The 22,757-nt window shown below is 45.3% G+C and carries 18 protein-coding genes; 12 read left to right on the top strand and 6 right to left on the bottom strand.

Translation table 11 applies throughout. The annotated features are described in order from the left end of the window. Position 1 precedes the first annotated feature (1 nt). Both QZZ55_RS13740 and QZZ55_RS13735 read left to right on the top strand, forming a co-directional pair. Positions 2 to 1,894, top strand: coding sequence for a VWA domain-containing protein (locus tag QZZ55_RS13740; protein WP_293267906.1), 1,893 nt, complete (start codon positions 2 to 4; stop codon positions 1,892 to 1,894). Further along, positions 1,888 to 3,636 carry a BatD family protein gene (locus QZZ55_RS13735; RefSeq protein ID WP_293267905.1) on the top strand — a complete coding sequence of 583 codons (1,749 nt, stop codon included), beginning with the start codon at positions 1,888 to 1,890 and terminating at the stop codon, positions 3,634 to 3,636. The genes QZZ55_RS13740 and QZZ55_RS13735 overlap by 7 nt, the downstream gene beginning before the upstream one ends. Positions 3,637 to 3,683: 47 nt before the next feature. Here QZZ55_RS13735 and QZZ55_RS13730 read toward each other — a convergent pair whose 3' ends face one another. The 3 genes from QZZ55_RS13730 to cadR all read right to left on the bottom strand — a co-directional run bounded on the left by QZZ55_RS13730 (position 3,684) and on the right by cadR (position 6,671). Further along, positions 3,684 to 4,799, bottom strand: a complete 1,116-nt coding sequence (locus QZZ55_RS13730; protein ID WP_293267904.1) for a M48 family metallopeptidase — start codon at positions 4,797 to 4,799, stop codon at positions 3,684 to 3,686. Beyond that, the gene (locus QZZ55_RS13725) at positions 4,800 to 5,987 is read right to left on the bottom strand and encodes a YjgN family protein (RefSeq protein ID WP_293267903.1); all 1,188 of its coding nucleotides are present in this window, start codon (positions 5,985 to 5,987) and stop codon (positions 4,800 to 4,802) included. Between the two features lie 210 nt (positions 5,988 to 6,197). Continuing rightward, entirely contained in the window at positions 6,198 to 6,671 is a 474-nt protein-coding gene (gene cadR / locus QZZ55_RS13720) for a Cd(II)/Pb(II)-responsive transcriptional regulator (RefSeq protein WP_293267902.1), read from the bottom strand. A 139-nt stretch (positions 6,672 to 6,810) separates the two neighbouring features. Here cadR and QZZ55_RS13715 point away from each other — a divergent pair, with 139 nt between their 5' ends. Next, positions 6,811 to 9,117, top strand: coding sequence for a heavy metal translocating P-type ATPase (locus QZZ55_RS13715; RefSeq protein ID WP_293267901.1), 2,307 nt, complete (start codon positions 6,811 to 6,813; stop codon positions 9,115 to 9,117). A gap of 140 nt (positions 9,118 to 9,257) precedes the next feature. Here QZZ55_RS13715 and phbB read toward each other — a convergent pair whose 3' ends face one another. Together phbB and QZZ55_RS13705 are read right to left on the bottom strand one after the other, a co-directional pair. Further along, positions 9,258 to 10,001: an acetoacetyl-CoA reductase gene (phbB, locus tag QZZ55_RS13710; protein WP_293267900.1), complete on the bottom strand. Its 744-nt coding sequence runs from the start codon at positions 9,999 to 10,001 to the stop codon at positions 9,258 to 9,260. Positions 10,002 to 10,078: 77 nt separating this feature from the next. Beyond that, positions 10,079 to 11,452, bottom strand: a complete 1,374-nt coding sequence (locus tag QZZ55_RS13705) for a malonyl-CoA decarboxylase (RefSeq protein WP_293267899.1) — start codon at positions 11,450 to 11,452, stop codon at positions 10,079 to 10,081. 158 nt (positions 11,453 to 11,610) lie between these two features. On the opposite strand from QZZ55_RS13705, the gene QZZ55_RS13700 reads away from it, so the two are divergent. The 9 genes from QZZ55_RS13700 to QZZ55_RS13660 all read left to right on the top strand — a co-directional run bounded on the left by QZZ55_RS13700 (position 11,611) and on the right by QZZ55_RS13660 (position 20,830). Further along, positions 11,611 to 12,051, top strand: coding sequence for a MaoC family dehydratase (locus QZZ55_RS13700; protein WP_293267898.1), 441 nt, complete (start codon positions 11,611 to 11,613; stop codon positions 12,049 to 12,051). 1 nt (position 12,052) lies between these two features. Further along, complete coding sequence (locus QZZ55_RS13695; protein ID WP_201348521.1) at positions 12,053 to 12,598, top strand: hydrolase; 546 nt, start codon at positions 12,053 to 12,055, stop codon at positions 12,596 to 12,598. Positions 12,599 to 12,666: 68 nt separating this feature from the next. Continuing rightward, positions 12,667 to 14,307 (top strand): acyl-CoA synthetase, encoded by a 1,641-nt coding sequence (locus tag QZZ55_RS13690; RefSeq protein ID WP_293267897.1) that lies wholly within the window; start codon positions 12,667 to 12,669, stop codon positions 14,305 to 14,307. A 41-nt stretch (positions 14,308 to 14,348) separates the two neighbouring features. Then, positions 14,349 to 15,557: an ATP-binding protein gene (locus QZZ55_RS13685; protein WP_293267896.1), complete on the top strand. Its 1,209-nt coding sequence runs from the start codon at positions 14,349 to 14,351 to the stop codon at positions 15,555 to 15,557. Beyond that, positions 15,550 to 16,185, top strand: coding sequence for a response regulator (locus tag QZZ55_RS13680; protein ID WP_293267895.1), 636 nt, complete (start codon positions 15,550 to 15,552; stop codon positions 16,183 to 16,185). Before QZZ55_RS13685 ends, QZZ55_RS13680 begins: the two co-directional genes overlap by 8 nt. 44 nt (positions 16,186 to 16,229) lie before the next feature. Then, entirely contained in the window at positions 16,230 to 16,850 is a 621-nt protein-coding gene (gene gmk, locus QZZ55_RS13675) for a guanylate kinase (protein WP_293267894.1), read from the top strand. An 89-nt stretch (positions 16,851 to 16,939) separates the two neighbouring features. Continuing rightward, positions 16,940 to 17,152, top strand: coding sequence for a DNA-directed RNA polymerase subunit omega (gene rpoZ / locus QZZ55_RS13670; protein WP_293267893.1), 213 nt, complete (start codon positions 16,940 to 16,942; stop codon positions 17,150 to 17,152). A gap of 83 nt (positions 17,153 to 17,235) precedes the next feature. After that, the gene (locus tag QZZ55_RS13665) at positions 17,236 to 19,344 is read left to right on the top strand and encodes a RelA/SpoT family protein (protein ID WP_293267892.1); all 2,109 of its coding nucleotides are present in this window, start codon (positions 17,236 to 17,238) and stop codon (positions 19,342 to 19,344) included. A 163-nt stretch (positions 19,345 to 19,507) separates the two neighbouring features. After that, positions 19,508 to 20,830 carry an HDOD domain-containing protein gene (locus tag QZZ55_RS13660; RefSeq protein ID WP_293267891.1) on the top strand — a complete coding sequence of 441 codons (1,323 nt, stop codon included), beginning with the start codon at positions 19,508 to 19,510 and terminating at the stop codon, positions 20,828 to 20,830. On the opposite strand, the gene QZZ55_RS13655 is transcribed toward QZZ55_RS13660, so the two are convergent. Continuing rightward, positions 20,827 to 22,752: an ATP-binding cassette domain-containing protein gene (locus QZZ55_RS13655; protein WP_293267890.1), complete on the bottom strand. Its 1,926-nt coding sequence runs from the start codon at positions 22,750 to 22,752 to the stop codon at positions 20,827 to 20,829. The two genes, QZZ55_RS13660 and QZZ55_RS13655, sit on opposite strands and share 4 nt — an antisense overlap. Positions 22,753 to 22,757: the final 5 nt, after the last annotated feature.

Raw genomic sequence — 22,757 nt, 5'->3', positions numbered from 1 at the left:
AGTGCTGGGAACATTTCATTTTCAACAGCCATATTGGTTACTACTTTTACCTCTGTTCGCTGTGTTGGGGTATGGCTGGTTGCGTTATAAAAGAAACACAACGCAATATTGGTCGGATGTATGCGACCCAGAGCTGTTGCCTTTGTTGGTGAGAGAGGGGCAAACCAAGTCAACGAGTACCCCGGCTATTGCGATATTGGTTGCTGTACTCTTGTCTGTCGCGGCGGCACAACCTGTTTGGAAGCAACAACCTGTACCGGCCTTCAAACAAGGTGGTGCGGTTGTGATTGCTCTAGATTTGTCAGCATCGATGAATGCTACGGATATTAAACCAAGCCGATTACAGAGAGCGCATTTTAAAATTGAAGACCTGCTAGAGCGTCTCACGGATAGCCAAGTTGCTTTGCTAGTGTATGCAGGCGATGCGTTTGTTGTAACGCCTCTCACAGAAGATACCGATACAATTTTAGCGCAGCTTCCTGTGATGACGCCCGATATTATGCCCGTTCAAGGGAGCCGTGCAGACCGAGCGCTGGCTCAAGCAGGGGACATGTTGGCTCAGGCGGGTGTAAGAGGAGGTACGGTTTTACTGGTCAGTGATGAAATCAGTCCTGCCCAAATTGCGGCACCGGCTAGCCGTTTAGCGCAACAAGGACGAACGGTCTCTATATTAGCGGTAGGCACCGCACAAGGAGCCCCAATACCGACAGAGTATGGGCTCATGAAAGATAAACAAGGCCGAGTTATATTAGCGCAAACAGACATGCAGGAAATGCACGAAGCTGCCAGTTTAGGGGGTGGTGCTGCGGTGCAGTTAGTAGCCGATGAATCAGACCTGAGTACATTAATATCTACATTCAGTGCTGGCCAGCGGGTGGAGGTTAAGCAGGGTAGTGAGGTTGAGCGCTGGGTGGCAGAGGGTCCTTGGTTTGTGCTGTTAGCGCTGCCTCTATTGTTACCTCTTTTTCGGCGTGGTATCGCGACTGTTTTGTTGCCAGTTCTATGTTTAAGTGCCTTCAGCATGGCACCCAATGCTGAAGCGGGAGCTAAGGAGGTTTCAGGAGCGAGTGTATGGACGAGTTTATGGAAAACCGCTGACCAGCAAGCGGCTGAGCAGTACCTTGCAGGTGATAAAGCGGCAGCGGCTCAAACATTTAATGATGAGCGCTGGAAGCAAGTGGCACAATATGAAGTAGAAAATTATGAAGCGGCTTTAGGCAGCCAACTTAACCCAGACACTGCTGCTGATTGGTATAATCGTGGTAATGTACTGGCGAAGCAGCAACAATTTGATGAAGCTATTGCTGCTTATGATCAGGCATTGGCGATACAGCCTGAACATGAAAATGCGACGTTTAATAAACAGTTGCTAGAAAAACAAAAGCAGCAGAAAAAAGAACAAGAAAAACAGCAGAGCCAAGAAGGCTCCAAAAACAATTCAAAAGAGAATAAACAACAAGGTAGTTCACAGCAAGACCAGCAAGGACAACAGAACTCATCAGCGGATGACTCTCCGCAGGGCGATCAAGATGAAAATAACGCTTCGGCCGAAACGCCACAACCGAGTGATTCGGCACAAAAAAATTCACAGGGTGAAACGCCAGATAAAGTTACAGAGCAAGCCCCGGGTGCCGAGAAGGCGCAAGATGAAGAGCAACAGCGGGCGGCAGATTATCTTAAGCAACAGATGGATAAGGCTCAGCCATATGATGTCCAAGCGGCGGCCGGTGATGATCAAGACCAACCTTCTGAGCCTATCAGTGAGTCCGAACAAGCAAGACAGCAGCTTCTTAATCGAATAGTTGATGACCCTGCTGGTTTGTGGCGTCGTAAGTTCATGTACCAGTATCGCCAGCAGGCAGATCAACATTCGGGAGAAGAAAAAACATGGTAAGTGTCCGCCGTGAATGGCTACTTGTCGTCTTATTATGTGTCAGCGTTAACCTTCATGCTGCGATTAAAAGTAGTATTAATCGCAGCATGATTGAGCAAGGCGAGAGTATTCGTTTGAGCATCGATCTTGAAGATGTTGATGCCGACCAAGTTGATTTAACACCGCTCGAGAAAGATTTTGATGTGCTGGGGAGAAGCCAGCAATCTAAAAGGGTTATTCGTAATGGCTCGTATGAAAGCTCTTCTGAGCTGATACTCACACTGTTACCAAAACGTAGCGGAGACTTACACGTTCCGTCGTTAAGTGCTGATGGTGATCAAACCAGCTCGCACGCACTGCGCGTTACCACTGTGCAGCAGCCGGCAGCAGCGGATGGTGGTATAGAGATGCTATCAACACTCTCGAGTGAGCAGCCTAAAGTCCAGCAGCCTCTTATTTATCAGGCTAATTTGCTGGTAGGGCGACAAATCTTTAACGCGTCTTTACAGGGCCCAAGTGTTCAAAAGGGCAAGGCGCTTATTGAGTCATTAGGCGAGCAGCGCCAATACCAACAAGCACTGAATGGCCGGCAGGTCACCGTTGTTGAGCAAACATGGCTTATTACGCCAGAACAAAGTGGCTCACTGGAGATATCACCTGCACACGTGGTGGGGCAAATACAAACAGGGCGTGTAACGCGTAACCCGTTTGGAGGGGCTTTTTCAGACCCTGCCGCCATGCGCAGGATTCAGGTCTCAGCACAGGGGTACCAATTAGATGTCGCTCCTATTCCTAGTAGCTTCAGTGGCAAAGTGTGGTTGCCTGCCGAAAAGCTAGTATTAAGCGATGAGTGGAGTAGTGAACAATTCACGGTAGGCGAGCCCGTAACACGTACCATTACATTAAGAGCAGAAGGGTTGAGCCGTAATCACATATCAGAATTATCGTTACCTGATATCGACGGAATCAAACAATATGCTGCTAATCCTGAAGTAACACAAGCGTACGAAAATGGCCTGTTAACGTCGGTGTTGGCGCTAGAAGTTACGCTTATTCCTGAGCAGTCAGGTGCATTGGTGTTGCCTGCGATCAAGCTTCCTTGGTGGGATATTCTAGATGATAGCGAGCAAACGGCAGTGTTGGCAGCAAAAACGGTACAGATTCGTCAAGGGAAGGTCGCACAACAGCAGGCTACTGCTCCTGTGATATCAACTCAAACGCCCGCTCATGTTAATAACTATGAACAGGGAAAAGTTACTTCTTCTGTCGCAGGCCAACAGTTAGAAAATAGTACTACTTTGCCCGCGAGCGACGAATTAACTGAGAAGGGGATTAATACTTGGTTGGCGTTACTCATAGGTGCAGGGTTAGGCAGTGTCATAACCCTGTTGCTAATGAGACTGCTCGGTAAACGCCGCCGACCCTCACAGGCTCAAGTAGAGAGCACTCAGCCTGTGCGTAAACCTTCATTGGCAGAGTTACAGAAGGCATGCGCAGAGAATGATGCACTTGGGGCTCGCGCTGCATTGCTTAATTGGGGGCAACACTTATGGCCTGAATGTCGAAATTTACATCAACTATCGATGCAGGTAAGCCCTGAATTGCGAGCCGCTATTGCTGGTTTGCACCACAGTAGTTATAGCCGCAATGCAGAAAGCTGGCACGATGGAAAAGCGCTGTTGAAAGCGGTTGAAACATGTAAACGCACCGAGGCCATACAAAAACCAGCACGAGACAAACTAGAGTCTCTGTTTCTCTCGTAGCGTGTACTTATCTAAAACCTCTTTAGTAGTGCTCTACTGTTAGAGGTTTATTCTTCTTCAGGGTGTTCATCGGTATCGGTTTGGCAGCTGGTTAAGCCTTTTTTAAAGCACTCATGATATTTGTTTGCTTGTAGGACTCGCTCTTTTGTCACCGGGTGCGATGAAAAGTAGCTGGTTAAACCGCTGTCTGTATCCTCATTAGCGTGAAGTTCTGTTTTACCTAGCGGTGCGGTGATTCTGCTGATGATGTTTGAAAAATGCTGCGGGTCAATATTGGCTGAAAGCATATGCTTAAAAGCATAGGCGTCTGCTTCTGATTCATGGCCTCGAGAGTAATTGCTACTAACAAGAATTGATCCCAATCCTGTTCCCATATCGGTAATGCTATTACCGTCTCCCGTCACTAACATGATAACGGTGGTTATAAATGTGCTTTCAACTACCCTCTGCAAGGTGTGACGATGCACAATATGTCCCATCTCATGAAGTAGAACAGAGTCTATTTCATGTTGGTTCTCACTGAGTTTAACGAAGCTATCCGTAAGAATAATATCTCCAGAAGGAAGGGCAAGAGCGTTGGGGATTTCTGTATCACCACTACTCCATTGGCGGAAGTGGATTCTATAGTTAATGGCTAAGCCACTGTCGTCTAATGGTGCGACATTCTCATTGAAATGATTACGTATCTCTTCTTTTCTTTGAGGGGTAATTTGGCTCTCATCAAAGATATACCCATCTAAAAAGTCAAATGTATGCGTCGCTATCAGCTCATTTGTTTTATGGGGTAGGGCATGGGCAATTTTAGTGCTAGCCCACGGTACTCCCCATTTAAAAAATGCAAATGATGTGAGGAGTGTCACGACTAAAGCGACAGCCACCCAACCCATATGGGATTCAATGGTATGGATGTACTGGTTGGCCTTTTTGCTTTTAAATAGCTTATCAATAGCGTTGTTATCTTGAGTAGCGAAGAGTGAGCCATCGCGTAAAGTAAGCTTACGTTCTACGTTACCTAAACGGTCACTCACATTTATCTCTTCTAGGTGTCCAGAAAAAACGATGAGCTCATTTGTTTCTATTACGCAGAGTTCATTAGAAAAACGGAGCGTGGCGCTTGATTGCGCCGCACTCCCTTTTTTATACCAGTGGCCTGTAATTAACAATTAGAAGGCAACCTGTACATCAATGTCGAAAGCTTCACCAATCTGTTCCCCTAATGCAGATTGCTTGCCTTGTTGCTGGCTAACATATGTATCGAGATTGAGTTGAGTGTCTGCTTGGGTATTTTCTAATACTAATTTTGCCATTCTTACTTTAGCCCACGGCATAGCAAATCCTAAGCTGATAATAATAAGCAGCAAATTAGAAAGCATGACCCACGTTACTGACTTAACAGAAAGTGTCGAGGCAAAAGTAATATCGTTATCGAGTGTTGAATTTGCATAAGTATATGCACGGTTACGCACAAAAGAGTAAGCCAGTACGACAAAACTCGCTATAATCATTATTAAGTAAAACAGGCCGAATGCTAGTGCTAGCCCACCACTCATTATTTCTTGCATAGCCTCTGGGTCTTCAAGGCTTTCGAAAACATTCGAAATATTACTTATTCCTACAGTCATTGCGCTAATAGCCATTATTATCGCAATAGCAGCTATTGTTACCAGTATACTGACGCCAATAGTTTTAAGAAGTATTTTTGCGAACCCTTTGGTTTCAACGGTTGTTGCAAAGCGCCCTTGTCCATAACGTGCACCGTTTATTGCATAGGTAGTGTTGCGCTTTTTCATCCATGCATAGGCGTAAAAAGCAAAAATGTAGCATGCAATAAATAAGAGAGCAGTTAGGATACCGACAAATGCAGAAGATGTTGCTATTAGAATACTTGAAAAAGCTGCACCAATGATTGGACCGTATATAGCAACGAGTAGAAGAATAGGGAGCAGTAAGAAATTAATATATGCTTGACCTAATGTGCCATCAAAACTAAAGCGGACATTACTGAAACTAATCATCCGCATATTAAACATCATGCTTCTCCAAACGATCCAAGGGAGTGCTAAGAAAAGAACCCCTAATGCTATAAAAGCGCCAATAGGAGAAATATTTTGGATGATTACATAGATAATAACTAATGATATTGATATCAAATAGCCAATGAATAACTGTTTTCCAGTAGCATGGTATTCGAAGTTTCTTCCTTCGAGTGTGCTGTTACCATAAAAATAGCGGTGGTTACGTACTTTCGCCCAGGGGTAATAAAGGCCCAGCGTTACAATTGTAAGTAATATGTTAACAATCCATATTTTAAAATACTCTAATCCACTTCCTTCAAAGCTTAATGCTTTCATCCTTATTCCCTTTTCCTATTGCTCAAAAAAATATAATTCGAGGTCTTACAATCCATCGCATTTAATAGCGGAAAACTAGCTAGACAAATCTGATAATCAAAAAAATAGCGAATGATATTTTATAAAAGCACTTCATTGCAAGTGAGTTGTTTTTAATATTATTAATAAACAGAAAAGCGAACATTTGTTTAAATTTACAGAAAGTTTTATTTATTTACTTATTTTATCAGCATGGCAAAGGCTGCCGGGCACATGGCTAGCAGTCTCTTGGGGAGCAAGTGGTTCATCTGTAGGGTGGTCGAGCTCACGCAAAATTCCACAGTCCCGAGTAGTTAGCGCAGCGTGACATTGGCCGCGTAGTTCAATGAGCTGTGTTTCCAGTATTTTCAACTCCGACATTCGGGCTTGTACATGATGAATATGTTCATCAATTAGCTCATTGATAGTCTCGCAACTTGCATCAGGTTGAACACGCGCTTGTAGCAGTACTTTTATTTCGTTATGGGTCATTGCGAGCGTTCTGCAGCGGCGGATAAAAATTAAGCGCTCTAAATGGCCACTGTCATAACGGCGATAATTATTAGCGGGGTTGCGCAATGCGGCATGCAATAACCCTTCATTTTCATAGTAGCGAATAGTTTCTACCGTAACGCCAACCTGTTTGGCTAGTTCACCTATTTTCATGTGACCTCCTGATTGACGCTTTTCTTATCATTAGTAGCTTGACCCTGAAGCAACTTCAGGGTGTTTAATGCTAAGCATACGACACAATGCAGGTGATAACTATGAGTAAGGATATGAGCAACATTAAAGGGCCGACGCTATGAGTGACTCAATAAGCAGTGCAGTGGCTGATTGTGTGGAGAGTGATATTGATAGCTGTTGTAGCTCTTCGCATGAAAAGAGTTCTGCCCCTGAGCACAAAGAGCGTGAAGCCAAGTGTTGTGCACCTGAGCCTTTATTTGATTCTGCAAACACTCAGCCCTTAGGCCGGTCACAAGTGGTTGCAGAAGGCTTGCGTACGCCAATCCGTATTATGCAGATGGACTGCCCTACGGAAGAGGCGCTCATTCGTAAAAAACTGGGTGATATGCCGGATGTTATTAGCATGGAGTTTAACTTGATGCAGCGTATCCTCACGGTGGTACATACCACGGATGCGTTGGGAAGTGTGCTCGATGCTGTTCGTTCTCTTGGTTTTGAGCCGGAGGTGCCGGACGCGCAAGGTCAGCTTGCTGATGTTGTCGAGAAAAAAAAGCCATGGTGGCCCTTGGCTTTAGGCGGTGTTGCAGCAATAGCGGCTGAGGCTGTTTCTTGGATGGCCGCGCCTAGTTGGTTAGCCGCTGTGTTGGCATTGGTTGCAGTGGGTTGTAGCGGTTTAACAACGTATAAAAAAGGTTGGGTGGCGATCCGCCATATGGATCTTAATATTAATGCGCTGATGAGTATTGCGGTAACAGGCGCGTTTATTTTAGGGCAGTGGCCAGAAGCTGCCATGGTGATGGTGTTATTTACCATTGCCGAATTGATAGAAGCTAAATCTCTCGATAGAGCACGAAATGCGATTGCTGGGTTAATGCAACTGACGCCAGATAATGCAACTGTGCAACAGGACGATGGTTCATGGACGCTGGTCGATGCTACGTCGGTTACCGTTGGCTGTATTGTTCGTATTAAACCGGGGGAGCGTATTGGTTTAGATGGAGAAATAGTACGTGGTCGCTCAACGGTAAACCAAGCGCCTATTACGGGTGAAAGTTTGCCTGTGGATAAAGCCGAAGGCGATAAGGTATTTGCCGGTACGATTAATGAGGCGAGTGCGTTTGAATATAAAGTAACAGCGGCAGCAAACAACACCACGCTGGCGCGTATTATTCATGCTGTAGAAGAAGCACAGGGCACAAAAGCACCCACGCAACGTTTTGTGGATCAGTTTGCACGTTTATACACGCCTATTGTTTTTGCTATCTCACTAGGTGTTGCTGTTTTACCTCCTTTATTAATGGGTGGTAGTTGGTTTGACTGGGTGTATAAAGCGCTGGTCTTGCTGGTGATTGCTTGTCCATGTGCATTAGTGATATCGACCCCTGTGACCATTGTTAGCGGTTTAGCTGCAGCTGCACGGCGTGGGATCTTAATTAAGGGAGGCGTTTACCTAGAGAGTGGTCATAAACTTAAATATTTAGCGTTGGATAAGACGGGTACGATTACATATGGAAAGCCGGTGCAAACTGAGTGTGAAGTGCTGCTTACAGTAAAGGATGAAGCGAGCAATGACACTGCGAAAGAGTACCGCCGTTTGGCTGTGAGTTTAGCGGCGCGCTCTGATCACCCAGTATCGCTTGCGATTGCCAATGCTGTAGAAACTGATGGTGCTGACGTTGCTCATGCCAATGTGGATGAGTTTGAAGCTTTGGTTGGCCGTGGAGTGAAAGGAAAAATAGACGGGAAATCATATTTCTTGGGTAACCATCGCTTGATAGAAGAGCTAGGTGTATGCACTTCTGAGCTGGAAACACGATTAGATCAATTAGAACAGCAAGGACAAAGTGTGGTAATGCTGGTGGACAACCAGCAAGTGTTAATGATTTTTGCAGTTGCTGATACGGTAAAAGAAAGCAGCCGTGAAGCGATTGCTGAGTTGAAGCAGTTAGGTATTAAAACAGTGATGCTCACGGGTGATAACCAACACACAGCAACCGCTATTGCTCAGCAAGTAGGTATTGATGAAGCGCGAGGGAATCAACTACCAGAGGATAAACTGAGCGCCATTAAAGCAATGGAGGCCGAGGGTTTAGTGGGCATGGTGGGCGATGGCATTAATGACACACCAGCACTGGCACGTGCGCATATTGGCTTTGCGATGGGGGCGATGGGAACCGATACCGCTATTGAAACGGCCGATGTAGCTTTGATGGATGATGACCTACGCAAAGTACCTTCATTTATACGTTTGTCTCGTGATACGCGCACCATCTTGATTCAGAATATCTCTCTAGCATTGGGTATTAAAGCTGTCTTTATGCTGTTAACCCTGATGGGAATGGGCACCATGTGGATGGCAGTTTTTGCTGATATGGGCGCAAGCTTGTTGGTGGTTGCAAATGGTTTGAGGCTAGTGAGAAAGTAAGTAGAGGTAAGCCGGAGAAGCTAACACTTAAAACCTCTGTGGTTATCAGGCAGGTGTTAATAAGATGTTTTATGAGTGAATACTGCCCTCAATTGAGGGCAGTATTGAATCAAAGAGCGACTAGCGATTGCTTATCGCGCTTATGCCATATATTGGCCGCCGTTCACCGAGATGTTAGTTCCGGTAATAAAGCCGGCATCATCTGCCGTTAAAAAAGAAACGGCACGAGCAATCTCTTCTGGCTGCCCCAAGCGGCCAACAGGAATACCACCAACAATGCTGTTTAATACATTTTCTGGTACTTGGCGTACCATTGGTGTATCAATATAACCTGGTGAAACCGAGTTCACGGTCACACCTTTTTTGGCACCTTCTTGAGCAATCGCTTTGGTAAAACCATATATACCTGCTTTTGCAGCCGAGTAATTAGCTTGCCCAAACTGGCCTTTTTCGCCATTTAGTGAAGAGATGTTAACGATTCGTCCCCAGCCGCGACTGCACATCGCTTCAAAGATAGGCTGGCTCATATTAAACATAGAGCTTAGATTCGTATCGATTACGGCTTGCCACTGCTCTTGCTGCATTTTTTTCAGCGGTGCATCGCGGGTAATACCTGCATTGTTGACGAGTACATCAACACTGCCTTCTGAACTTTCTACTTCTTCTAGCAAGCGCTTACAGTCGTTGAAATCAGACACGTCTACCGGCTTCATGATGATATCAAAACCTTGTTGTTTCATCTCTTCTTGCCAGTTGGCTGCTGCTGCATCGTGTCCCGGTGCAAATGTACCTACTACCTTGCGGCCTTGTTCTACAAGGGCTTTACACATTGATTCACCTAGGCCGCCGTTTGCACCTGTCACTATGGCTATGCGTTGAGTCATTTTTTTATCCTTATTCTTTTTAATAGATGTTTAATTACGTTTGTAATCAGATGGGTCATTAGGTTAATCGCTAAGAGCTAGTTACTCAGAAGAGATTTAATTGAAGAGGAAAAGCTACGCTTATTTTGGCTAAGGTAAGCTTGGCTGTGCTCTTCAATGTTGGGTAAGTCATAAAGGTAGTTCACCATAAACCCTGCCGATTGATTCAAGCCGTTGGCTGAAGTGTCTGCCATCCAATTTAGTTGGGCTATTTGTGCCCCATTACTGAGGTGGAAATGTGTCACAGAGTCGGCTGCTGTGCCGCCAACACGTTCCGCTTTAGCAAGGTAATAAGCGGCTAACTTGCTGAGAGGCACCTTTAACTGTGGTTCTGCAAGCTGCTCCATAGTCAATGTCAGTGCTGAATCTTGTATGTGGGGAAGTAGTGCTTTTCCGCCGGGTAACTGCTCTAGTTCTTCTGCGGGTTGTTTATGGATCCAGCGAGTAAGACCTGGTATTGGCGAAAGTGTGGAGAACTGTTTCAAGTGAGGGAACTCATGTTGCAGTTCTTTAACGACCCGCTTAATTAGAAAGTTACCAAAACTGATACCTGCTAGTCCTTTTTGAGCATTAGATATGGAGTAAAAAATAGCAGTATCGGCGTGATCAATGTCACCCACAGGCGCCGTCTCATCTAGTAAGGCCTGGACGTTATCAGAGAGACCTTTTACGAGCGCAACTTCAACAAAAATAAGAGGCTCGTTTGGCATGTTGGGATGGAAGAACGCGAAGCAACGACGGTCAGAGTCCAAACGGTTTTTTAGATCATCCCAGCTGGTAATTGCATGTACGGCTTCGTATGCAATCAATTTTTCTAATAGCTCTGCACTGGAGTGCCAATTGATCTGTTCTAGTTGTAATAGGCCAATATCGAACCAGCTGATCAGTAGCCGCTTTAGGTCGGCTTCTAATGGTTTTAATTCTGGATGTTGCTTTTGCAAGGAAAGAATTTGTGCGCGCATATCAACCAGAAATTTTATGCCTTCTGGTAGCTCGTTAAAAAGCGTCAGCAGTTTCATTCTCGGTGGTTCTAGTACCCGTCTTAGCTGGCGAGCGGCTTGTGCGCGAGAGTCGTCGCTTGCTTCTTGCCAGCGCTCTATATACTGCTCTACATCTATACGATTGGTATCGTAGTGCAGTGCTAAAATAGACAGGAATCGCTGCTGCCCTATAGGGTCCAGCTCTAAATAGCTTTGCCCCAACGTAGCGGCTCTAGCGCGTGATGCTATTTCTCCACCCTTGTCTGCAAGGCAGTGATCAATCCATGTTCGAAGAACCGCTTCATCATCGGTGCTTAGCTCAGGAGATAAGTTTAATCGCTCTAGCGTAGCGCGGTTATCAGTTGCTTCGCGCCAAGCCAGACGTATATGACTAAACGTGCGCTCTAAGAAGCTGTTATTTGATGTAGCCACTATGCCTTACCTCGTTTTATGGAAAGGGTTTACGTGATTTCTATAAACACGCTAACAAAATAAAAATAAAAAACCAAGGGTTAATACTTGGTTTTTTGAGTAAAAACCATTAGTTTAATAATCATCAACACTTAAAACATGACAGGTTTGGGGGATTTATGCAGGAACTACACGGTTTTTATCTTGAAGATTTAGAAGTGGGTCAGACGGCAAGTTACGCGAAAACAATTACTGAAGCAGACGTGGTGTTGTTTGCTGGTATATCGGGTGACGACAACCCGGTTCATATCAATGCGGAGTATGCCGCTGAAACTATGTTCAAAGATCGTATCGTGCATGGCATGTTTAGTGCCGCATTGATTTCAGCTGTTTTGGGCACACGTATGCCAGGGCCGGGTGCTATTTATATCGACCAACAAATTAGCTTTAAAGCACCGGTGTACATTGGTGATACGGTAACAGCGACAGCTACAGTAATGGAAATTAATGAGCAGCGCCGTCGTGTAACGCTCAAAACAGTGTGTACTGTAAAAGGCAAAATAGTGGCAGAAGGTGTCGCAACTAACATGGTAGACCGTCGCCCAGTTGAGGATAAATAACATGATGTTACAAAAAGATAACTCGTGCTTGATGGTGATTGATGTACAAGCGCGCTTGTTACCCGGCATCCACGAAAGTGAGAAGTTAGTGGCGTATTGCGACTCATTGGTTGAGCTGGCCCAAGAGTTGAGCATTCCTGTTTTTGGTACAGAGCAATACCCAGAAGGTGTGGGCCCGACTGCTGATGGTTTGCGTGAGCGTGTTGGTGAAGGCGAGTTTACAGGTAAAACTTTTTTCTCTTGTGTTGATGCACCGCAATTCCAAGACAAGCTAAAAACTATTACACAGGACCAAGTTGTGATCTGCGGAATGGAAGCGCATGCCTGTGTATTGCAAAGCGCGATGAGCTTTAAAGCAATGGGAAAACAGGTTTTTGTTGTTGCCGATGCTATCTCAGCTCGTAATCCTAAAGATACTGAGTTTGCTATTGCTCGCATGCGTGAAGAAGGTATCAAAATCATCACGCGTGAAATGGTAGGTTTTGAATGGTTGCGCCGTTCTGACGCAGAAGGGTTTAAGCTCTTCAGTAAAAAGTTCCTTCGCTGAGTCAGCATCGCTATATGTAAAGCGGTGTGATGCCGCAAGGAGAATAGGTAATAGATATGGGAATAGGTATGGAAAATAATAATAAAAGTCCGTACGAGAGTGGTCTTGATAAGGTGTCAGCTAATTTTGAAGCGCTGAGTCCGGTCCCTTTCATTGAGCGCGCTGCTTCTGTTTATCCTAATCGCCCTGCGGTTATCTACGGTGATCTAGTTCGATCATGGAAAGATACATATACGCGTTGTTGCCAGCTTGCTAGTGCACTAGAAAAACGAGGTATAGGCAAAGGTGACACGATAGCAGCTCTGTTACCTAACGTGCCTGAGATGCTTGAGTTACATTTTGCCGCACCTATGGTGGGTGCGGTTTTGAATGCACAAAACATCCGCTTAGATGCAGACACTATCGCCTTTATGCTCAACCACAGTCAGGCCTGCGTGCTCATGGTTGATGCTGAATTTGCAGGTTTAGCTCGGGAGGCGTTGTTGCAGTGTGATCACTCAGTGCTGGTTATTGATGTTGAAGATTCAACGAGCGAATTTGATGAGTGTATAGGCTCGCTGACTTATGAGCAGCTATTGCAAGAAGGAGATGCAGCCTATCAGTGGAGCCTGCCTGACGATGAATGGCAGGCGATTGCGCTGAATTACACCTCTGGCACGACGGGCAACCCAAAAGGGGTCGTTTATCACCATCGTGGTGCATATCAAAATGCGCTGAGTAATATTTTAGGTCAGAACTTACCCCCGCATGCGGTATATCTGTGGACATTGCCAATGTTTCATTGCAATGGCTGGTGTTACCCCTGGTCTGTTACTGCTGTAGCAGGAACGCATGTTTGTCTTCGCAGTGTCCGTGCTGCTGATATTTTTGCTGCATTGAGTGCTTATAAAGTGACACACTTTTGTGGAGCGCCTATTGTCTTAAACATGATGCTAAATGCTCCAGAAGCTGTGGAGTTTTCGCTTGAGCAAGAGGTTACGGTTACAACCGGTGGTGCAGCGCCTCCGGCGGCGATTATCGAAGGAATGGAGCGTTTAGGGATTAAAGTGGTCCATGCTTATGGGCTAACTGAGACCTATGGTCCGAGTGTGTTTTGTGATTTTCAGCAAGCATGGGCCGAGCTACCTATGGAGCAAAAAGCAGCCAAAATGGCGCGCCAAGGAGTGCGGGCACCGGCAGTGGGGCGTCTAATGGTTGCTGACGCATTAACTCTTGAGCCTTTGCCACATGATGGAAAATCGATGGGGGAAGTTTTTATTCGTGGTAATACGGTAATGAAAGGCTACCTGAGTAACCCTAAAGCTACACAGGAAGCATTTGAAGGAGGCTGGTTTCATACCGGTGATTTAGCGGTGTGTCACCCTGACGGTTACATTGAAGTAAAAGATCGAGCAAAAGATATTATCATTTCTGGGGGAGAGAATATCTCGACACTAGAAGTAGAAGATACGCTCTATCAACACCCTGATGTTTTGGAGGCTGCAGTGGTTGCAAGGCCGGATGAAAAATGGGGTGAGGTGCCTTGTGCCGTTATTACACTTAAAGCAGGAGCTGAAGTCAGTGCAGATGATCTTATTCAATTCTGTCGCTCACGTTTAGCGCATTTCAAATGTCCTAAACAGGTGGTTTTTTCTGCTTTGCCAAAAACCTCCACCGGTAAAATTCAGAAGTTTGCATTGCGTGAATTAGTTAAAACAGCACAGCAATGAGTGCGTCGCTTTTGAACTGATTTGCTATGATAGGAGGCTGAATGATCTTGAGTTCAGGAAACAATCCCCCGATGGAAGCTTCTAGTGCACAGCAAGGGCAAAGTGCCTTAACAGATGACGCGGAACGTAACCGCTTGCTGGCTGAAATGGCTGAGCAATCTACTGATATGATCTCGCGTCATACACCACAAGAGTGGCGCTTTATCTATGCATCCCCGGCCGTCACTCATCTGCTGGGCTACAGTGTAGATGAGATCATTGGTATGTCTGCATATGAGTTGTATCACCCGGATGAGGTGGAAGATTTTAAGCGTCGTCGCCCTAGTGTGTTTTATGAAAAAGGCTTTTACACGCATACTTATCGCTTTCGTTGCAAAGATGGTCACTACACATGGTTAGAGAGCACTAGCCGTTCGATTCGAGATGTACAAACTGGCGAGTTAAAAGAAATTCTCGTTGTTTCGCGTGATGTTAGCCGCCGTATCGAAGCAGAAGCGCGGATGTTGCAATACCAAAAAGAACTTAATCGAGCTTCTCGGCTCGTTGTTATGGGAGAGATGGCATCGGGGTTGGCTCATGAGTTAAATCAACCCTTAACCGCTGTTGTGAATTATGCGCGCGGCATAGAACGACGCTTAGAGGCAAAGCAGTCTCTATCCATAGAAGAAATCACCCCTGTTTTGCAGCGCATTACCTCTACGGCTATGAGGGCTGGCGGTATTTTGCACCGTATGATGGACTTTGCACGTAAGCAAGAGCCTGTGCGAGAGCGGCTTGATCTGCACGGATTGATTGATGACCTACTCGAGTTTTGTGCAAGCTCAGCTGCACAGCATAATGTGTTGTTAGAAAACCGAACGCCCGCTATTTTACCTCAGGTGATGGCTGATCGAGTTCAGCTTGAACAAGTCTTTCTTAATCTGGTTTTGAATGCGATTGAGTCTTGTCATACTAAATCAGAAGATATGCCTCTATCTGTGTGGATTGATGCTTCTCTGGTGAAGAATGAGCAGGTTATAATTTCCGTTTACGATCAAGGCGAAGGTCTTAGTGGTGATGTTGAGCAGTTGTTTGAGCAGTTTTACACAACCAAGGAGGAAGGGCTGGGCATGGGGCTATCAATCAGTCGTTCGCTGATAGAGGCGCATGGAGGGCAATTGCGTGGTGAAAGACTACCGAATAAAGGTAGCGCGTTTCATGTGACGTTGCCGCTCAGTAATTTGCAACCTGTTGAGGAATTGAATGAGTAATCAGCCAAAGCAAATTATTTTTGTTGTAGATGATGATGCCGATGTACGTGACTCACTAAAGTGGTTATTGGAATCTGTTGATCTTAATGTCATGGTGTTTGAAACGGCTCAGCTCTTTCTTGACGGGTGTCCTGAACATGCACAAGGGTGCATTTTGATGGATGTTCGTATGCCGGGCATGAGTGGATTAAGTGCTCAAAGTCAGTTGGTCGAGCGACACATCTATATGCCGCTGATTATGATTTCGGGCCATGCTGATGTGGATATGGCGGTATCAGCAATGACACAAGGCGCGTTAACCTTTTTGCAAAAGCCGTTCAGTGATCAGTCGCTGATTGATATTGTTCAGCAGGCCTTACGACAAGATTTTGAGCGTTGTCAGGAGGCTGAGTTGATCAGCAATGTGCGGGTATGCTACGCACATCTTACTAAACGAGAGCGGCAGGTTTTTGATGATGTGGTTAAGGGGTTGGCTAATCAGGACGTTGCTGAGCACTTGGGTATTAATCGTAAAACAGTTGAAGGGCATCGCGCCAATATGATGGCCAAAATGCAAGCAGGTTCGTTATCAGAACTTATTCAAATGTCAGTTGCGCTAGGTCTAGTCAAAAGTTATGGGCAGAACTAAAATGAAAGCTAAAACGTCTCTAAGTATTTAGGTGTGAGTGTAAAATGAGTGTTAAAGGTACCCTTTATATAATTTCTGCGCCTTCTGGTGCCGGTAAAACCAGTTTAGTGAAAGCGTTGCTGCAACAAGATCAGCAAGTACGGGTGTCTGTTTCTCATACAACACGTGATATGCGCCCTGGCGAACAAGAGGGTGTTGATTATAACTTTGTCAGTATGGATACGTTTGATGGCTTAATTGCGCAGCAGCAGTTTCTTGAGTATGCAGACGTATTTACTAATAAATATGGTACTTCTCAGGTGTGGGTTGAGAGTGAGCTTGATAAAGGCATTGATGTCATTCTTGAAATCGATTGGCAAGGGGCTGAACAGGTACGTCAGTTGATGCCTGATGCTGTGTCGGTCTTTATTCTGCCGCCATCACAGGGTGAACTGCGTAAACGTTTGACCGGGCGTGGTCAGGATGATTCTACTGTTATTGATTTGCGTATGTCCCAGGCAGTTAGCGAAATGGAGCACTACCCAGAATTTGACTATATTGTGATAAATGATGATTTTGGCGTCGCCTTACTTCAGTTACAGGCAATTTTGACTACGCAGCGCTTAAAGCAGGGAGTTCAGACGGTACGCCATGCGGACTTGATGAATGATCTCTTGTCAGTTTGATTCGTGTGAGGTAAAATTTCGCCCCTTTGGATTTCTTAAGCAGGATTTCCTAAACTGATTTTAAACAAATCAAATTTTTGAGGTTTAGCATGGCTCGTGTCACAGTTGAAGATTGTCTGGACAATGTAGATAACCGTTTTGAACTGGTTATGGTTGCAGCAAAGCGTGCGCGCCAGTTAGCAACAGGCGGTAAAGAACCAAAAGTTGAGCGCGAAAACGATAAAGATACAGTTGTTGCATTGCGCGAAATTGCAGAAGGTTTGGTTGATAAGTCTATCCTAGACGATATCGCACAAAGATAAGTTCCTCTTTTTTAATCGGGCATTGTTCCATCTGGAAGCATTAGTGAGTAGATTATTACTAGCGCGGAAATAGTGGAGGAATAATGCCGACGATTGATTTTCTTTCTGACCGATTAACAGATTACCTAGATCTTCAACAGATCAAGGATGTTCGTCGTGCTTATTTTTATGCAGAACAAGCACATGATGGTCAGCGTCGCAAAAGTGGTGAGCCATATGTGACTCACCCGCTAGCCGTTTCCAGTATCCTTGCTACTATGCATATGGATCATCAAAGTCTAATGGCTGCGATGTTACATGATGTTATCGAAGATACTGATATTAGCTATGATGGTATTGAAAACCAGTTCGGCACATCGGTAGCCGATATTGTGGATGGCGTATCGAAGCTAACCCACCTAGAATTCGAAACTAAAGCTGAAGCTCAAGCAGAAAACTTCCAAAAGATGGTCTTGGCCATGGCGGAAGATATTCGCGTTATTTTAGTTAAGCTAGCCGACCGTCTTCATAATATGCGTACGTTGGGCGCAATGCCTCCAGAGAAACGTCGACGTATTGCCCGTGAGACTATGGATATCTATGCGCCTGTTGCTGCTCGTCTTGGTATGCGAGATATGCAGGTCGAGCTTGAAGATTTAGCTTTTCAATCGTTTTATCCGATGCGTGCTAAATATATTCGACGCGCAGTTGTGCAGGCCCGTGGCCAGCGCAAAGACATGATCAGTTCTATTGAAGAGGCCGTTAGAAACCGGCTCGATCAGGAAAAGTTGCCGGGTATTGTTTCAGGGCGTGAAAAGCACCTTTATAGCATCTATTCGAAGATGAAAGCTCAGCGTAAGTCCTTCGCTGAAATTATGGACGTGTTTGCATTTAGAATCGTCACTGAGACCGTCGACGAGTGCTACCGAATTCTTGGCGCAATTCATAATCTCTATAAGCCTGTCCATGGGCGATTCAAAGATTACATCGCTATCCCTAAGGCCAATGGTTATCAGTCGTTGCATACCGAGCTGTTTGTCGCACGAGATATTACGATTGAGGTGCAAATTCGCAATCGTGAAATGGATGCTGTCGCCTCTCTTGGTATTGCAGAGCATAGCCATTATAAGGTTTATGGTGATTCTGATAGCGCGGTAGGGTCTTATAATCGTGCCCGAAAATGGGTATTAGGATTGTTAGAAATGCAAAAGCGTGCGGGTGACTCTATGGAGTTTATCGAGCATGTAAAAAAAGACTTATTTCCAGATGAAGTTTATGTCTTTACGCCTAAGGGTCGCATTCTTGAGTTGCCCCGCGGCGCTACCCCTGTAGATTTTGCCTATGCTGTGCATACTGATGTAGGTAACTCGTGTGTTTCATGCCGTATAAATAGGCGTTTAGCTCCGCTTTCTGAGCCCTTAGAAAGTGGTGAAACCATTGAAATCATTACTACGCGTAGCGCTCAACCAAACATGGCATGGCTGAATTTTGTAGTAACAGGTAAAGCGCGTTCTAGTATTCGCCATTTCTTGAAAAACCAACAGCGGCATGAGTCTGTTGAATTAGGTCGCCGATTACTTAATCAGTTTCTGGGTAATTATGGCATTTCGGTAGATGATATTGCTGCAGATAAGCTAAATCCGCTTTTAGAAGGTGCAGAGTTCAGCACGCTAGAAGATTTGCTGGAAGATATTGGTATGGGTAACCGCATGGCCTATGTGGTTGCAAGAAAGCTAAAACCCGATGAAAGCGATGTTGAGCTGCAAAAAGGCCAGAAACCCATCGCTGTTCAAGGGACTGAAGGCTTGGTTATCCAGTATGCGAAATGTTGTTATCCTATAGCAGGAGACCAAATTGTTGGCCATATAAGCAGTGGCCGCGGTTTAGTCGTTCATCGTACTGAGTGTCGTAATATTCGTTACATGAGAGACGATCCCGATAAATGTATTTATTTGGAATGGTCTGATGTGATGGATGATGAGTTCTCAGTCATGTTGAAATTAGAAGTTGCTTCATATCGTGGCATTATAGCGAGCCTTGCCACCACCGTATCGGCAACAGGGACAAATATCTTGAGAATTGATATGGGTGAGGAAGAAGGACAGTTGGCTACAGTTGATATGGAGATAGATGTGACTGATAGGGTTCACCTTGCGCGAGTGATTAAGAAGCTCAGGGCGCTTCGAGCGGTGACTAAAGTAACGCGTCTTTGACGCTAAAATCATACGCTTTCACAATAATAGATATCTTTGGTGTAAGTTAACCAAAATTATTCCTTAATTGATGATTAATTGAATGTTTTGCCTATACTCTAAGTAGCAGCTGCGATATATACCGCATGCTGCTGATATTTAGAGTAGGTAAGTCTCGATTGGAGTGAGCACATTGGCTATAGGTGTAAATACGTTAGACAGTAATGCAGGAGAGAGCAGTTGTGCTCGGCTTGTGCTGCTGCATGACAATGTTGGTAAGGTTCTGGTTTTATTACCCGCTGCGAAGCTGCTCAATTTAGTGAGTATCTGGCGTGAGACAGAACGGCACTTGCAACCTGTCAAAGGCGATGATGTAAAACGCTTCTTTAGTCAAAGTAAGCTGTTAACGAGCGCAGGGCAGCAAAAACTATTTTCATTACCTGTTTTTGTTGATGACGCACTTCAAAGTCAAGAAAGCCTTGATGTTATTGAGCCGTATAGTGCTTTGCGTTTTACGGCGGATCGTTCTTGGTATGTTGCGAGTATGCGTTCTATACGTATGGGGTTGAGTGTTTCAGATATTGAAAATGTTCAACCTAAAGGCGATGATGAAACAGTGATTACTCATGCTGTTGAGCGGTTTACCGCATTAAGAATACGTCAACGTCTGGAAGACACCCTTGGCCTGCCTAGTTTAGCTCCCACGACACAAAAAATTATTATGTTGCGATCTGACCCTGCAGCGGGTGTAGATCGTCTAGTGCCTGTTGTTAAGGTCGACCCTAGTTTGTCTGCTCAAGTGATGAGTTGGTCTGTTTCTCCTTACTATGCTGCACCCGGTAGTATTCAGTCGATTGATGATGCCATTATTCGGGTATTGGGTTTTGACCTTGTTGTTAATTTGGCTTTAGGCATAGCGATGGGTAAAACGTTGACACTTCCTGAAGATACGCCGCGTAACCAAACGCCGTATTGGCAGCAAGCTGTATATACGGCGACATTGGCTGAGCGGTTAGCTAAGCGTATGCCAGGTGATATGCGTCCTAAGCCCGGTTTGGTTTATTTAGCGGGTTTGTTGCATAATTTTGGCTATGTTGTTCTAGCACATCTTTTCCCCCCCCATTTCTCATTGCTATCGCGTTATATCGAAGCTAACCCGCATTTACGTTTAGACTATATTGAAAAACATATTTTGCACGTAACACGGGAGCAAGTGGGTGCTTGGCTTATGGAGAGCTGGTCGTTACCTAAAGAAATTTACAATGGCGTCCGGTATTTAAATGACCCATTAAATCCTAAGGCTGATGCGTATGCGCAGATAATTCACATAGCAAATCATGCGTTGCGCCAAAATGGGTGGGCGGACGGACCTGTTGAAAAAGAGTTGAACCCCGATGTACTAGCAATTACTGGTCTCACTCAAGCTCAGGTAACAGAAGAGATCGAGCGTATGCAGGGTGATAGTGAAATTCTGCAGGACTTTTCAGAATCACTCGCAGGCCATTAATCAGCCGCGAGTGCTAGCTCAAGCGTTTCTAAGTTTTCTAACGCCTCCATCCATGTCGATTCAGTGTTATCAATTTGCTGTTTGAGTTGTGTTTGAGTAGCCAGTATCTCTTTGAGCTTCTCCTTGTTTCCTGTCTCATACAAGCTGCTATCACTGAGTTGCTCTTCAGTAGATGATAGTTTTTCTTGTAGTGCTTCCAATTGCTTCTCTAGTTTTGATACTTGCACCTTTATAGGGCTTAGTTTTTTCCGTAGCTCTGCTGCTTCTCGCTTTTGTGCTTTTCGTTCCGTGGCTGAAAGAGAGCGGTTTTCTCGCTCTTCCGTTTCGCTATTGCTCTGCTGTTGCTCATTGCGACGCTGTTCGGTAAGCCATTTTTGGTAATCGTCTAGGTCGCCGTTGAATTCTTCGACAGTGCCATTGGCTACCAGCAAAAACTGATCAACAGTATTACGTAATAAATGGCGGTCATGCGAAACTAAAATCACTGCGCCTTCAAAGCCTTGCATCGCGACGGTTAGAGCGTGACGGACTTCTAAATCGAGATGGTTAGTAGGCTCATCGAGTAAAAGAAGGTTTGGTTTTTGCCACGCAATGAGTGCGAGTGCAACGCGCGCCTTCTCGCCTCCCGAAAAGCGCTTTACCGGCTCTAGCGCACTATCACCAAAAAAGCCGAAGGATCCAAGATAATTGCGGACTTCTTGATCGGTAGCTTGAGGAGATAAGCGCATAATATGAAGTAGAGGTGATGCCTCTAAGTCCAAGGCCTCTAGTTGATGTTGAGCAAAATAACCTACACGTAAGTGCTCCCCAGAGTAGCGCTCACCACTGAGTTGAGCGAGGTCACCGACTAATGTTTTAATTAATGTAGATTTACCAGCCCCATTAGGGCCCAGTAAGCCGATGCGTGATCCTGGTACTAACGTAAGGGATATATCCTTCAGAACAGGGCTGCCTGCATAGCCACAATCAGCTTCACGTATGGATAATAGTGGGTTGGAAACTTTATCACTGCTATAAAAGTGAAAACTAAAGGGGCTATCGATATGAGCAGCTGATATTTGCTCCATACGCTCGAGTTCTTTTACCCGGCTCTGTGCCTGTTTAGCTTTAGACGCTTTGGCTTTAAAGCGGCGTACAAACTGCTCAATCTCAGCAATACGTTGTTGTTGCTTTTCGTATTGTGCTTGTTGTTGGGATAAGCGTTCTGCTTTCGCACGCTCAAAGGCACTGTATTGGCCTTTGTACATAATTAGCTGTTGCTGGTACATATGGGTTATGTGCGTGACCACTTGGTCAAGGAAGTCTCGGTCATGAGATATCAGTAATAATGTACCCGGATAATTTTTCAGCCATTGTTCCAGCCACATAGTGGCGTCGAGATCCAAATGGTTGGTCGGTTCATCCAGTAATAGGATATCAGAGCGGCACATCAATGCTTGAGCTAGGTTAAGACGAATTCTCCAGCCCCCTGAAAGCGCTTTGACCTCTTTTTGCATATCGGCACTGCTAAACCCTAAACCGGCTAGTAGCTGCTGTCCGCGTGCAGAGGCGCTATAGCCTTCAATGGCATCAAGTTCGGCATGTAGTTCGCCGAGTTGCTCGTTTGCACCATTGGCCTCAGCTTGCTCTAACGCATGCTGAATGCGCCGTAAGGCTTTGTCTCCATCCAGCACATAGTCAAGTACTGTACGATTTATCGCAGTGACTTCCTGTGCCATATGGGCAATAGTGAGATGAGGAGGCAGGTAGCAATCTCCAGCATCGGGTTGAAGTTCACCTAACAGGAGTTTGAATAAGCTGGATTTACCCACGCCATTGGCGCCGATAATCCCTACTTTCCAACCGGGATAGATGGTTAAATCGGCTTGCTCTAGTAAAAATTGAGTGCCACGGTGTAAGCTGAGTTTAGATAACTGAATCATAGTCG

This window comes from Neptunomonas sp. (assembly GCF_016744175.1).
Classification (GTDB): Bacteria; Pseudomonadota; Gammaproteobacteria; order Pseudomonadales; family Balneatricaceae; genus Neptunomonas.
This window is presented reverse-complemented; position numbering and strand designations above follow the sequence as displayed.